Below are 13,919 nucleotides of genomic sequence, written 5' to 3' on the forward strand. Positions count from 1 at the left end.
TCACCTAGATTCGGTTGGTGCTCAACGACACCGTCACTTCACCGGATACTTGGCGGCCGTTCCTGAACGCCCTGGTGTCCCTGGCGAACTCCAACGACTGCGAGTTCAGCGATGGCGGGCTGTTCTCGGATGGCTCCGGCGGCTCGATGCTGCTGGACCGCGAGGTTCTCGCGACACTGCAGGCCGAGGCCGCTGACTGCGACTTCCTCTTCTGCGCCGTCGCCCGGCCCGACGGTTTCGCCGAGGTCATGGTGGTCGACAGTCGGTCGCCGCATCTGGCCGGGATGGCAGGGTACGGTGCGATCGATGGGGTGGTCCTGTCTCCGGGCGCCCACCCGGAACCCTATCGACGCCAGCCGGAACCGACTGCTGGGCAAGGATTTTCACCTGGCTGCGCTTCGGAGCTGGTCGCGCGCATCGTCACCGACGCACTGCCGGGTACGCCCGCAGAGGAACCCGGTGCCCTCGCAGCCGCCGAGGACGCGTTCGGCCATCCGTTGCCGCCCGACGTGCGGGCGCTGTATGCCACCGCGGCCGGTGGGGACCTCTATTCGATCGAGGAATCCAGCGACCCGGACCTGCCGTGGATCACCCGCGGCATGTACGTCATGCCTCTCGACGAAGTCGACGGCCGCGCCTACTGCCAGCCGCAGCGGCGGTATCTGTCGTGGCGATCCGGTGCTGAAACCGCAGTCGCTCCAGATCGGTTCGGGCAGCTCCAGCCGCTCGCGCACTCGGCAGCCTGGTTCGTCGTGGGAACCGATCCCGAAGCCGGATTCTTCGTCGTCGACATGGCGCCCGGGCCCAACGGCACCGTCGGCCAGCTGCTGCACCTGCACCGCGATGCCCCGGTCGGCGCACAGTGGCTGGCGCCCTCGCTGACCGAATACCTGCAGAACGGGGCCGTGATCAACCCGCGCAGCCCGTTCGACGTCAAAGACGAAGCCGCCGAATTCGGTCTGATCGCCGATGCCGTCACCGATGTCGGACCACTCACCGAGGTGCTGCGCCTGCACAACCTCGACGCGCCGGTGGACCTGTCGGCGCTCGCCGGACATCCTCGGCTGCGCAGTGTGTTCGTCTCGTCGCCGACCGTCACCGGGTGCGACGCGCTGACTCGGCTCCCGGCGCTCGATTACCTCTCACTTCCGGTTGCCATGTGGCGCACCGTCATCGACGACGGACTGGTGCCGGACAGCCTGCACGCGGCCGGTTTCGAAGACGCCGCCCAGGGCCTGTCCCGCGCGCCGTTCGCCGACACCATCGAGGTCGCGAACGACTTGCTGCGCCACCGGGGCCAGCCGCCGCTCAAGGTCCATCACATCGCGCGGTAACCGGCCAGCCACTGCAACACCGGTGCCTGCGCGCGGGTGGCGGTCAGCCAGTAGGCCTCTTCTGCGTGCAGTTGATAGGTCCGCTGGTCGGCCAGGCCGCGGTCGATGCGGTCCCGGACGAACGCCAACTCGACGACCTGGACGGCGAATTCCTTCACCGATTTCCCGGCGGCGGCGCCACCCATCCGCGTTGCCGTGGCGATCGCCGCCTTGCGGGTGCGCATCGAGCCGAGCCACGTCGCCTCGTTCGCGGTGATCAGGCCGGAGGCGATCAGCCCGGGCAGCTTCTCGGCGACCACCCGCTGTTCGCGGCGGCGGCCGATCACTCCCGTGACGATCGCCAGCGCGAAGATCGGCACCATCCAGAAGAGGTAGACCGCGAAATACGCCCCGGCGCCGACGACCGTCGAGCCGTTCCACAACATGTGCATGACCACCGCAGCGAGGTATCCGAGCCCGATGTACAGCACCTTGGCGCCGGCACCACGATGCTGCAGCGCGAGGTACACGCCGATACCGGTCATGCTGGTGAACAACGGATGCGCGAACGGCCCCATGATCAGCCGCAGCGCGGCGGTGAGCAGGGAGTGCGAGATGGTCTCGCCCATCGCGATGTAGAAGATGTTCTCCAGCCAGGCGAAGCCCGCGGCCACGAAACCGGCGTAGACCAGGCAGTCGGTCAACGAATTGAGCTCGTTGCGGCGCCGGCCGGTCATCATCAGCAGCAGGAACATGCCCTTGGCGGCTTCTTCGATGACCGGTGCGCCGATGGCCATCGCGGCGAAACCGTCCTTGCCGAGCAGGGGCGTGGACATCTGTTCCAGGACCACCGAGATGACGACGCTGATCGAGGCACCCCAGACGAACGCGAAGATCAGCAGCCGCGGTGGCTCCGGCTCCCAGCGGTCGAACCACAGATAGGTCAGCAGCACCACCGTGGTGGCGACACTGGCCAGCACGAAGCCGATGGTCATGCCGATCGGGTTGGTGAGCGTCGTCAGGATCAGGAGACAACCGATGAGCACACCCAGCCCGATGATCACGCCCAGCGGCGCACCGACCTTGCGGATTCGCCGCGGCATCGGCGCCCGGTACTGGTACGGCGGCGGCACGGGCGATGGGGCGGGGTACACGAAATGCAGGGTAGCCGGGCGGAATTCAGACGATCGGCCGATACCGCGCTTTGCGCGGCGAACCGACAATCTGTGGTGAGTTTCTGACAAACCGTTTCTGTGGAGGTATCCGCGCACCGTGACGTTCCCCTCGGAGCCGCCGTATCCGGCGCCGTATTCGCTTGACCATTTGGAGCGGGAACCCACGGCTCGTCGGCGCGGGCCACTCATCGCGGCAGTGGCCGTGGCCGCCGTCGTCGTCGTGGTCGTGGCGGTGGTGGTCGGCGTCCGCCTGTTCACCAAGTCATCGGACGGACCGGGTGGCCCGGTAGCGGGGCAGCTGCGCAATACCTACCCGACCAAGCCCAGTGTCGGGTGGCAGTTGACTGCCGCCCAGGCAGCACCCGCATTCTCGAATGCGCGGTTCGCCCTGCCCGGCCCGGCGGGCCGCCAGTACCAAACCGCCGGTTTCCTGAATCTCGGTCGGGTCCTGGTGACCAACGTCATCGCCTACCAGACCGACAGATCCGCGCAGTTGACAGGCATCGACGCGCAGACCGGCAAAGTGTTGTGGACCAACGCCGACGCCGGTTTCTTCCCCGTCTGCGCGACGGAGGCGATCAACGGGTTGCTCCCATGCCTGGGCAAGGCGGCGACGTTCGGCCCGCCGGACGAGGCCGAAGGCGCCAAGCTGTCGTTCATCCGCCTCGCCGACGGCAGCATCGACCACAAAGTGCCCGCGCCCAGCAGCGCTGCTGTCGTGATGGTGCGCGGCTCGGCGGTCTACACCGCGGGCTACCGCTCCGATGGCGGCGTGCACCTCGCCATGACCAGAGGCACCACTGTGGATCTGGGCGCCGGCTGGCGCGAACAGGCCGATCTGGCAGGGCGGGACGGATGCGCGGATTCGGGCGACTCGGCGAGATACGGCGTCAACGACGATGTCGTGTACTACGGCAGCTATAACACCGCCGTCATCGCCGACGCTCGGACGGGCCGCATGTTCGACGGTTCGCCGCGGCCTCCAGAGCTGTTCCCCGGCAAGGGCTTTGCCGCGCAACGGTGTGACGGACAAGGTTCGAGCTCGCCCAGCGAGACGGTGGTCTACGACGTCGCGGGCAAGCAGTTGCGGTCCTACCCGTCCAAATTCGGTGCCGCCACGCCGTGGCTGGTTTCCGATCCCGATCAGGTGCCGTTGATCATCGGCGACACGGCTTATGACTTCGCCTCTGGGAAGCAACTCTGGAAGGCCGACGGCTCGGCCAATCTGCGCCAGATCATCGGCAATGTGGTGATCGGAAATGCGGATGGGAAAGCGGTGGCCCATGATCGGGCCACTGGCGCGTTGTTGTGGCGGGGAGCCATGGAAGGCGACGGCGTACTGTCCGACGGCCAGCGGGTGATGACCGACTTCGAAGGTGTCTTGCAGTCGTACAACCTGGCAACCGGGCAGCAGGAGTGGGCGCTGCGCACAGGTGGCACGGTCGACGTGGCCGGTGAAGGCTTTGCCGCGGCAGACACGGACTCCATCACGTTCTATGCGCCGACCGGTGGGCATTCGGTGGCTCCGGGCAGTGCGGAGTCGGCAGAGGGCGGCGGCCTGCGGACCAAATGCGGCAAGGTGCCCCAGATGCGGCCCGTCGAGTACCGCACCGAGGGTGGTGCGCTGGTGGTCAAGATGGAGATCAAGGCCACCTGTCCGGGCGGTCATACCGTCGACAGTGCGCGCCTTCGGGTGTCGATCCGCGACAACTCCAGCCGAATCGCCTCGGCAGTCTTCGACCTCAGCCATGACCCGCTGAAACTCAAAGAGGGGCAGACGATTACGAAGGAATTCCAGTTCGGCCCCGGGGATTTCTGGCGGCTGCCCAATACCCTCGGCGGCACTGCCGACCAGTCGTCGGGGAACCCGGACCAGCCGGTCACGCAAACCAAGGCGGCCGGGGACCAGCTGGTGGACTGCGAGGAGGAGGGCGGCGCGGCCGCAGGCTCCGGTCAGACCGCCACACCGGCACAGCCCGGCGCCGGCCCCTGCGGAACCGATGCCGAAGCCCTCGCCGCGTTGGCCGCGCAGGTGAATCAGGACCGGCCGTTCATCCAATCCCGGCTGGCCGACCGGTGGGTGGCCCAGATTTCGTCGAAACGGCCGGGTTTGGTCGCCACTGATGTCGATGCCCGGACCATGGTGACCTGGACGCCGTGCGAAATCCTCAACCAGCACCTTCGGCTGCGCACCCGGTACCCCGAGGTGCGCCTGGCCTCGGGAGACGAATGGCGCACGATCGCCTTGCCGGGGTGGTGGGTGACGTTCGCCGGACTGACCTTCGAGAGCCCCGTCGCCGCCAACCGGTGGTGCGACGACCGGGGAATTCCGGTGAATGAGTGTTTTGCCAAGCTGATCAGCAACACACACGAGCCCGAGGGCGCCACGCAGTATCGGCGCTAGGCGTTACCCGGGTTTGTCCAGCGTGTGCCAGGTCTAGTACCCTTGACAAGTACCTGTGTCCACATGGGCTAAGGGTGCGTGTGAATCGTCTGGCCCTCGCGCCGTGACGCGTCACCAAAACACAAAAAATTCATCCCTACGATTAAACCTGTCCGGAGCCATCTAACACATGCCAAGTCCCTCCGTCACCTCGCCGCAAGTAGCCGTCAACGACATCGGCTCGGCCGAGGATTTTCTCGCCGCCATCGACAAAACCATCAAGTACTTCAACGATGGCGACATCGTCGAAGGCACCATCGTCAAGGTTGACCGCGACGAGGTTCTGCTCGACATCGGCTACAAGACCGAAGGTGTCATTCCTTCTCGCGAACTTTCCATCAAGCACGACGTCGACCCCAACGAGGTCGTTTCCGTGGGCGATGAGGTCGAAGCCCTGGTCCTCACCAAGGAGGACAAGGAAGGCCGCCTGATCCTATCCAAGAAGCGGGCTCAGTACGAGCGCGCCTGGGGCACCATCGAGGAGCTCAAGGAGAAGGACGAGGCCGTCAAGGGCACCGTCATCGAGGTCGTCAAGGGCGGCCTGATCCTCGACATCGGCCTGCGCGGCTTCCTGCCCGCATCGCTCGTCGAGATGCGCCGTGTCCGCGATCTGCAGCCGTACATCGGCAAGGAGATCGAGGCCAAGATCATCGAGCTCGACAAGAACCGCAACAACGTGGTCCTGTCGCGTCGCGCGTGGCTCGAGCAGACCCAGTCCGAGGTCCGCAGCGAGTTCCTCAACCAGCTCACCAAGGGCGCCATCCGCAAGGGTGTCGTGTCCTCGATCGTCAACTTCGGCGCGTTCGTCGATCTCGGCGGCGTCGACGGCCTGGTGCACGTCTCCGAGCTGTCGTGGAAGCACATCGATCACCCGTCCGAGGTCGTCCAGGTGGGCGACGAGGTCACCGTCGAGGTCCTGGACGTCGACATGGACCGCGAGCGGGTTTCGCTGTCGCTCAAGGCGACCCAGGAAGACCCGTGGCGCCACTTCGCCCGTACCCACGCGATCGGCCAGATCGTCCCGGGCAAGGTCACCAAGCTGGTTCCGTTCGGTGCGTTCGTCCGCGTCGAAGAGGGCATCGAGGGCCTGGTGCACATCTCGGAGCTGTCCGAGCGCCACGTCGAGGTCCCGGACCAGGTGGTCCAGGTCGGCGACGACGCCATGGTCAAGGTCATCGACATCGACCTGGAGCGTCGCCGCATCTCGCTGAGCCTCAAGCAGGCCAACGAGGACTACACCGAGGAGTTCGACCCGTCGAAGTACGGCATGGCCGACAGCTACGACGAGCAGGGCAACTACATCTTCCCCGAGGGCTTCGACGCCGACAGCAACGAATGGCTGGAAGGCTTCGAGAAGCAGCGTGACGAATGGGAGGCCCGGTACGCCGAGGCCGAGCGTCGCCACAAGATGCACACCGCCCAGATGGAGAAGTTCGCCGCCGCCGACGCCGAGGCAGCTGCCCGTCCGGCGACCAGCGGTTCCTCGCGTTCCGAGGAGTCGACCGGTGGCACCCTGGCCAGCGACGCCCAGCTGGCGGCGCTGCGCGAGAAGCTCGCCGGCAACGCCTAAGTAGTCCAACGACAAATGCCCCGGCCCATTGGGTCGGGGCATTTGTCGTCGGTGGGCTCCCGATAGGGTGTCGTCCGTGCTTCGTATCGGACTGAGCGGCGGTATCGGCGCCGGCAAATCCACTGTGTCATCGACCTTCGCGGCTGCCGGCGGCATCATCGTCGACGGCGACGTGATCGCCCGTGAGGTGGTGGAGCCCGGTACCGAGGGGCTGGCCGCCCTGGTGGAGGCTTTCGGCGAGGACATCCTGCAGCCTGACGGTTCGCTCAACCGGCCGGCGCTGGCTGCGGTGGCGTTCAGCGACGAGGAGAAGCGCAAGACCCTCAACGGCATCGTGCACCCGCTGGTCGGCAAGCGCCGCGCCGAACTCATCGACGCCGCACCGGTGGGATCTGTTGTGGTGGAGGATATTCCGTTGCTCGTCGAGTCGCAGATGGCGCCGCTGTTCCCGTTGGTCGTCATGGTGCACGCCGACGAGGACGTGCGGGTCGCGCGGTTGATCGAATACCGCGGCTTCTCCGAGGAGGACGCCCGGGCCCGCATCGCGGCGCAGGCGACCATCGAGCAGCGGCAGGCCGTCGCCGACGTCTGGCTGGACAACCACGGCAGCGCCGAGGAACTGGCGGCCACGGCGCGCGAGCTGTGGGAGCAGCGCATCGTTCCGTTCGCGCGCAATGTGCAGGCTGGGGTGCCGGCCACCGTCGCGCCGGCACTGGTGTCGTATGACGAGACGTGGCCCGAGCAGGCCCGACGGATCGTGGCTCGACTGGAAACCGCGTGCGGGCACCGGGCGGTCCGGGTCGACCACATCGGATCGACGGCGGTGCCGGGCCTGGATGCCAAGGACGTCATCGACATTCAGGTGACCGTGAAGTCGCTGGAGCTGGCCGACGAACTCGCCGAGCTCCTGCCGGCCGCCGGCTACCCCCGGATCGCGGACATCACCGCAGACGTGGCCCACACCGACGACAAGACATTGTGGCAGAAGCGCTTTCACGCCTCCGCCGATCCCGGTCGGCCGACCAACGTGCACATCCGGGTGGACGGCTGGCCCGGCCAGCAGTTCGCGTTGCTGTTCCCCGCGTGGATTGCCGCCAACCCGGACGAGCGGGTCGAATACCTCGCGCTCAAACACGATGCGATGGCGGCCGGACCGGCCACCAGTGGCGAGTACGCCGACGCCAAGGAACCCTGGCTCGCCGGGTCGTACCGGCGGGCCTGGGCCTGGGCTGACGAAACCGGTTGGCGCCCTTAGCTGGTGTGCGCGGCCGGGGCCGCCGGGGTGCCCGGCAGCTCGGCGCTGTACTGCTGGCTGGGATCGAAGTCGGTCACCGAACCACAGCTGAGGACGCCGTAGCCGGGATCCTGACGCTGCGGCGTCAGGCGCGGCGCGACGAACTGGTCGGCCTGGGCGACGATCTCGTCGTCGACCAGAATCTCGCAGTGCAGGCTGGCCGAGTACGGCCACTGGATCGACACCTGCATGCCGGCGTTCGCCGCGTTGTTGAGGACGGCCGAGGCCTCGAACATCTCGCCGGGCAGCAGGCTCGGCGTCGCTGAATTGAGCTGCGTGTCGGTGAGGCGGTAGGTCACCAGCGTCCCGCGGGACACTCCGTCGACGCGGGCCCGGTAGGTGACGTTGTGCGGCCCCGCGGTGGGCGGTGCGGTATCTGCGACCGGAGCCGGCGGTGCGGGTGGCGGTGCAGGATCGGCCGCCGCCGTCGCGGCGAACAGCAGGGGAGTGCTCGTGGCCACTGCGATGGCGCACGCCAGCGATGCCGCGGCCATGCGTCCGCGCCTGATCGATGTCATGGTCGTTGACATTACCCGTCGCGCCAGGTCAGTGACATACCGAGACTGGCTAGCCAATCACCCAACTGATAGTTGTGCCGGGCGAGCCCTTCGATGGCCTCGGTCGCAGTCGCGATGGCGCTCTCGCCGTCGTCGGTGGTCAGCAGGTGGTGACGGACCGCGTCGAGGAGTTCGTCGACGTCCTCTAGCTCGACGCTCTTTCCGGTCCGCACCACCAGGTCGAGGTAGTGGTCCTCCGACGTCCAGACCTCTGCGCCGGCGGTGAACCGGCCGACGTCCAGGTAGAAGTCCTGGTCGCGTTCATGGCCGGGATTGAAGTGGAAGATGCTGGCCCGCAGCCCGATCGAGGGCAGCAGCCACGACTCCAGGTAGTGGAACTGCGCGCGACCAGGAGTGGGGCGTGCCATGTAGAGGCCCCACGGCTCGACTCGGTACACGTCGACGGCCCGCACGTGGCCCTTGGGATCGGTGTTCGTGCGGGCGGTCAGGTTGAACGTCTCGTGCTTGGGTGCGTGGATGGCGTCAGCGTACGCGCCCGACGTACGGTCGGCAGCGGCGGTCGGTGCCCGCCTCTACCCTGGTACTCATGGCCTTCGCGACCGAATACCCCGTCCTCGCGCACTCGGAATACCGGCCGGTCGACGCCATGGTGCGGGCCGGCGGCAAGTTCGAAGTGGTCAGTCAGTACGACCCGGCGGGTGATCAGCCCGCGGCCATCGACGACCTCGAGCGGCGCATCACGGCGGGGGAGCGTGACGTGGTGCTGCTCGGCGCCACCGGTACCGGTAAATCCGCGACCACCGCCTGGCTCATCGAGCGGCTGCAGCGGCCCACGCTGGTGATGGCGCCCAACAAGACCCTGGCCGCACAGCTGGCCAACGAATTGCGGGAGATGTTGCCGCACAATGCTGTTGAGTACTTCGTCTCGTACTACGACTACTACCAGCCCGAGGCGTACATCGCCCAGACGGACACCTACATCGAGAAGGACAGCTCGATCAACGACGACGTCGAGCGGCTGCGGCACTCGGCGACGTCCAGCCTGCTGTCGCGCCGTGACGTGGTGGTGGTGGCGTCGGTGTCGTGCATCTACGGTCTGGGTACGCCGCAGTCGTACATGGACCGGTCCGTCGAGCTCAAGGTCGGTGACGATGTGCCGCGCGACGGGCTGCTCCGGCTGCTGGTCGACATTCAGTACAACCGGAACGACGTGGCGTTCACCCGCGGCACGTTCCGGGTGCGCGGCGACACCGTCGAGATCATCCCGTCGTACGAGGAACTCGCCATCCGAATCGAATTCTTCGGTGACGAGGTGGAGGCGCTGTATTACCTGCACCCTCTGACCGGCGATGTGGTGCGCAAAGTCGATTCGCTGCGCATCTTCCCGGCCACCCACTATGTGGCCGGTCCGGAGCGCATGGCCATGGCGATCTCGACCATCGAGCAGGAGCTGGAAGAGCGGCTCGCGCAGCTGGAAGGGCAGGGCAAGCTGCTCGAGGCGCAGCGGCTTCGGATGCGCACCAACTATGACGTCGAGATGATGAAGCAGGTCGGGTTCTGCTCGGGCATCGAGAACTATTCGCGGCATATCGACGGTCGCGCCGCCGGTTCCGCCCCCGCGACGCTGCTGGACTACTTCCCCGAGGATTTCCTGCTCGTCATCGACGAGTCGCACGTCACCGTGCCGCAGATCGGCGCCATGTACGAGGGCGACATGTCCCGTAAGCGCAACCTGGTCGACTTCGGCTTCCGGTTGCCGTCGGCGGTCGACAACCGGCCGCTGACCTGGGAGGAGTTCGCCGACCGCATCGGGCAGACGGTGTACCTGTCGGCGACGCCCGGGTCCTACGAGATGGCACAGTCCGGCGGCGAGTTCGTCGAGCAGGTCATCCGGCCGACGGGCCTGGTCGATCCGGAGATCGTCGTCAAACCGACCAAGGGCCAGATCGACGACCTCATCGGGGAAATCCGCAAGCGCACCGAGCGCGACGAGCGCGTCCTTGTCACCACCTTGACCAAGAAGATGGCCGAGGACCTCACCGACTATCTGCTCGAGACCGGCATCCGGGTGCGGTACCTGCACTCCGAGGTGGACACCTTGCGCCGGGTGGAGCTGTTGCGTCAGCTCCGGCTTGGCGACTACGACGTCCTCGTCGGCATCAACCTGCTCCGTGAGGGCCTGGACCTGCCCGAGGTGTCGCTGGTCGCGATCCTGGATGCCGACAAAGAAGGGTTCCTGCGCTCGACCCGCAGCCTCATCCAGACCATCGGCCGCGCGGCGCGCAACGTGTCCGGCGAGGTCCACATGTACGCCGACAAGATCACCGACTCCATGCAGGCGGCCATCGAGGAGACCGAACGTCGCCGTGCCAAGCAGGTCGCCTACAACGAGGAGAACGGCATCGATCCGCAGCCGCTGCGGAAGAAGATCGCCGACATCCTCGATCAGGTGTACCGCGAGGCGGAGGACACCGAGACCGTGGAGATCGGCGGGTCGGGTCGCAACGCCTCCCGTGGCCGCCGGGCGCAGGGCGAGCCGGGGCGCGCGGTCAGCGCCGGCATCGTCGAAGGCCGGGACACTTCGAACATGCCGCGAGCCGAGCTGGCCGACCTCATCAAGGACCTCACCGAGCAGATGATGAACGCGGCACGCGATTTGCAGTTCGAGCTGGCGGCGCGGATCCGTGACGAGGTCGCCGACCTGAAGAAAGAGCTGCGTGGAATGGACGCGGCCGGGTTGAAATGAGCTTGACCTCAACCGCGGTTGAGCCCCTAGCGTCGCCGGTGTGACCGAAATGCGCACCGAAACCGTGGCTGTGGGCAGCTGGCGGGAATTGCTCGGTCCCAAATACCTTGGCGCGTCGACGGTGCTGGCCGGTGGCGTCGCGCTGTACGCGACCAACGAGTTCTTGACCATCAGTCTGCTGCCCAGCGCGGTGACTGACATCGGCGGCGGCCGGCTGTACGCGTGGGTCACCACCGTCTACCTGGTGGCCTCGGTGATGGCGGCGACAACGGTCAGCGGCATGGTGGCCCGCTTCGGCCCGCGACGGGCGTATCTGCTGGGGCTCAGCGTGTTTGCGATGGGCAGCGTCGGGTGTGCGCTGGCGCCGACCATGGAGGTGATGCTGGCCGGGCGTGTGGTGCAGGGCGCCGCGGGTGGCACGCTCGCGGGGCTCGGCTACGCGGTGATCAATACGGCACTGCCGCAATCGCTTTGGCCCAAGGCGTCGGCCCTGGTGTCGGCGATGTGGGGCGTCGGGACGCTGCTGGGCCCGTCGTCCGGTGGCCTGTTCGCGCAGTTGGGTGTGTGGCGCTGGGCGTTCGGCGCGCTGGCCATCCTGACCCTGGCGGTGATGATCCTGGTGCCGCTGAGTCTGCCGGGCCGGTCCGCGGACCACGTCCGTGAGCCGCTGCGGATTCCGGTGTGGTCCCTGGTGATTCTCGGATCCGCGGCCATGGCGATCAGCGTCGCCGGCATCCAGCGCAGTGTGCCTTTGATGGTGGTGCTGCTGGTGGGTGGCGTAGTGCTGGTCGGAGTGTTCGTCGTCGTGGATCGGCGGATGCCGGTGAGCGTGCTGCCGCAGGCCGCGTACGAGCCGGGCCCGTTCAAGTGGATTTATGTGACCCTCGGCGTGTTGATGGCGGCCACCATGGCCGACATGTACGTGCCGCTGTACGGGCAGCGGTTGGCCGGTCTGGTGCCGTTGACCGCCGGTTTTCTCGCCGTGGCGCTGAGCGTGGGGTGGACGGTGAGCGAGATCGTCAGTGCCTCGGTCACCACGCCCGCCCGCATCGTGCGCATCGTGGCGGTCGCGCCGCTGGTGATGGGGATCGGACTCGCCGCCGCGGCGCTCAGCCAGGTCGACGGGGCGTCGCCGGCCGTCGTCGCGGTCTGGGCGCTCTCGCTCCTGGTCACCGGCACCGGCGTCGGCATGGCGTGGCCCCACTTGTCCGTGTGGGCCATGGGCCGGGTCGACGATCCTGCGCAGGGCACGGTGGCCGCGGCGGCGATCAACACGGTGCAGCTGATCTGCGGGGCTTTCGGCGCCGGGTTGGCCGGCATCGTGGTCAACACGGTCGATCGGCCCGACGCCGTCGGTGCCAGTTGGCTTTTCGCGGTGTTCGCCGGGTTGGCGGCGTTGGGCTGTGTGGCGTCGGTCCGGGCCGGTCGGGGCGTGGGTTAGTCGGGGTCTTCCTGCAGTTGCCGGACGCCGATGACGCCGTCGACCAGGGCCAGCACTGTCGCCGCCCGCATGACTCCGGAGCCACCGAGCGTCAGCTGGACACCGACGTGGCCGGGCGGCGCTTCGAGAGGTTCGCCGGCGGGGTCGGTCTCCAGGTCGGTGATCTGCCAGTCCCGTCGGCCGCACGCCTGCAACACATCTCGTAGGACACCACGGTCGTCGGCGTAGGTGATGTGGAGCCGCACCGACCCGCCCAACCGCGCCGCCAGTCGTCGGGCCAACGGCATGAACCCGACGATGATCAGCAAGTGCATCGCGGTCATCACGCTCGCCAGCAGGAGTAGGCCCGCGCCGGCCGCCATGCCGATCGCCGCCGACTCCCACACCGATGCCGCGGTGGTCAGCCCGTGCACCGAACCCCGGCGCACGATGATGATGCCCGCGCCCAGAAAGCCGATGCCCGAGACGATTTGGGCCGCGACACGCGACGGGTCGACGACCACCAGCCCGGGGGTCAGGACGTCGCCGAAGCCGTACTTGCTGACCAGCATGATCAGCGCGGCCGCGGTACCGACGATGGTCTGCGTGCGCAAACCGGCACTCTTGCCCTGGATTTCGCGTTCCAGGCCGATCAGTGCGGTCAGGCCGAACGCGACCACGAGTTCGATGATCTGCCGCGAGCCCTGCCCGGGGCCGCCGAAAAAAGCGGGATCCGCCAGCCATTCCATGGGGACAAACTAACGCGCTCCGATGACTTTTGGCGGGAGTCGCAGTCTGTCTTATAGATGACCGATACCTGACGAGGAGTGCTGCCATGTCTGCACAACCAGCTGCCTATCCCGACGTCGTCACGCGCGAGGAATGGATCGGGGCTCGCACCAAGCTCTTGGCCCGCGAGCGGGAGGCGACGCACCTGCGCGACGCGGTCAACGCCGAACGTCGTCGGCTGCCGATGGTGCGGGTCGAGAAGGACTACATCTTCGACGGTCCTGACGGCGCGGTCACCTTGCTGGACATGTTCGGGGGCCGTAGCCAGCTCTACATCCACCACTTCATGTGGATCGACGCACTCGACGCCGGCTGCCCGAGTTGCACCGCCGCCGCTGACCTGACGTTCACCGAGGAAGATCGAAAGCTGTTGCACGGCAAGGGTGTCACGTTTGCCTGCGTATCCCGGGCGCCGTACGCGAGCATCGCCCGGTATCGCGATGAGCATGGCTGGACGTTTCCGTGGTACTCGTCGCGCGACGGCGATTTCACCTACGACCTCCATGTGACGCTCGACCCGGCGCGGGCGCCGATCGAATACAACTACAAGTCGCTCGACGAGCTGTACGCCGACGGCTGGACCGACGACGACCTGCGTGGAGGGGACTTGACCCCGTGTGTTGGACACGCTGAATCCCGCAAGGTTGGCGG

General features: G+C 67.1%; 11 protein-coding genes. 7 read left to right on the forward strand and 4 right to left on the reverse strand.

All coding sequences use genetic code 11. From position 1 onward, the window contains the following. The first annotated feature begins 17 nt into the window (after positions 1-17). Positions 18-1,334, forward strand: coding sequence for an SMI1/KNR4 family protein (locus EB75_RS04485; RefSeq protein ID WP_142239417.1), 1,317 nt, complete (start codon positions 18-20; stop codon positions 1,332-1,334). On the opposite strand, the gene EB75_RS04490 is transcribed toward EB75_RS04485, so the two are convergent. Beyond that, positions 1,319-2,416, reverse strand: coding sequence for a PrsW family intramembrane metalloprotease (locus EB75_RS04490; protein WP_073694296.1), 1,098 nt, complete (start codon positions 2,414-2,416; stop codon positions 1,319-1,321). The two genes, EB75_RS04485 and EB75_RS04490, sit on opposite strands and share 16 nt — an antisense overlap. Positions 2,417-2,585: 169 nt before the next feature. On the opposite strand from EB75_RS04490, the gene EB75_RS04495 reads away from it, so the two are divergent. From EB75_RS04495 to coaE, 3 genes are all read left to right on the forward strand, one after another. Next, positions 2,586-4,892 (forward strand): outer membrane protein assembly factor BamB family protein, encoded by a 2,307-nt coding sequence (locus tag EB75_RS04495; protein ID WP_142239418.1) that lies wholly within the window; start codon positions 2,586-2,588, stop codon positions 4,890-4,892. A gap of 169 nt (positions 4,893-5,061) precedes the next feature. After that, positions 5,062-6,501, forward strand: a complete 1,440-nt coding sequence (gene rpsA, locus EB75_RS04500; RefSeq protein WP_020103282.1) for a 30S ribosomal protein S1 — start codon at positions 5,062-5,064, stop codon at positions 6,499-6,501. A 76-nt stretch (positions 6,502-6,577) separates the two neighbouring features. Then, positions 6,578-7,756 (forward strand): dephospho-CoA kinase, encoded by a 1,179-nt coding sequence (gene coaE / locus EB75_RS04505; RefSeq protein ID WP_073694297.1) that lies wholly within the window; start codon positions 6,578-6,580, stop codon positions 7,754-7,756. On the opposite strand, the gene EB75_RS04510 is transcribed toward coaE, so the two are convergent. Both EB75_RS04510 and EB75_RS04515 read right to left on the reverse strand, forming a co-directional pair. Continuing rightward, a complete protein-coding gene (locus EB75_RS04510) occupies positions 7,753-8,313 on the reverse strand; it encodes a hypothetical protein (protein WP_073694298.1) in 561 nt (186 codons plus the stop codon). The genes coaE and EB75_RS04510 overlap by 4 nt on opposite strands. 11 nt (positions 8,314-8,324) lie before the next feature. Further along, positions 8,325-8,831: a ribonuclease FAU-1 family protein gene (locus EB75_RS04515; RefSeq protein ID WP_073694269.1), complete on the reverse strand. Its 507-nt coding sequence runs from the start codon at positions 8,829-8,831 to the stop codon at positions 8,325-8,327. Between the two features lie 68 nt (positions 8,832-8,899). Here EB75_RS04515 and uvrB point away from each other — a divergent pair, with 68 nt between their 5' ends. After that, positions 8,900-11,059 carry an excinuclease ABC subunit UvrB gene (gene uvrB, locus EB75_RS04520; protein ID WP_073694270.1) on the forward strand — a complete coding sequence of 720 codons (2,160 nt, stop codon included), beginning with the start codon at positions 8,900-8,902 and terminating at the stop codon, positions 11,057-11,059. 49 nt (positions 11,060-11,108) lie between these two features. Next, the gene (locus tag EB75_RS04525; RefSeq protein ID WP_174557621.1) at positions 11,109-12,500 is read left to right on the forward strand and encodes an MFS transporter; all 1,392 of its coding nucleotides are present in this window, start codon (positions 11,109-11,111) and stop codon (positions 12,498-12,500) included. On the opposite strand, the gene EB75_RS04530 is transcribed toward EB75_RS04525, so the two are convergent. Continuing rightward, a complete protein-coding gene (locus EB75_RS04530) occupies positions 12,497-13,228 on the reverse strand; it encodes an MgtC/SapB family protein (RefSeq protein WP_073694272.1) in 732 nt (243 codons plus the stop codon). The two genes, EB75_RS04525 and EB75_RS04530, sit on opposite strands and share 4 nt — an antisense overlap. A gap of 86 nt (positions 13,229-13,314) precedes the next feature. Between EB75_RS04530 and EB75_RS04535 the strand changes: the two genes are divergently transcribed. Continuing rightward, the coding region (locus EB75_RS04535) for a DUF899 family protein (RefSeq protein WP_073694273.1) at positions 13,315-13,919 on the forward strand (605 nt) is incomplete at its 3' end.

It is taken from the genome of Mycobacterium sp. ST-F2 (genome assembly GCF_001905655.1).
Lineage (GTDB): Bacteria > Actinomycetota > Actinomycetes > Mycobacteriales > Mycobacteriaceae > Mycobacterium.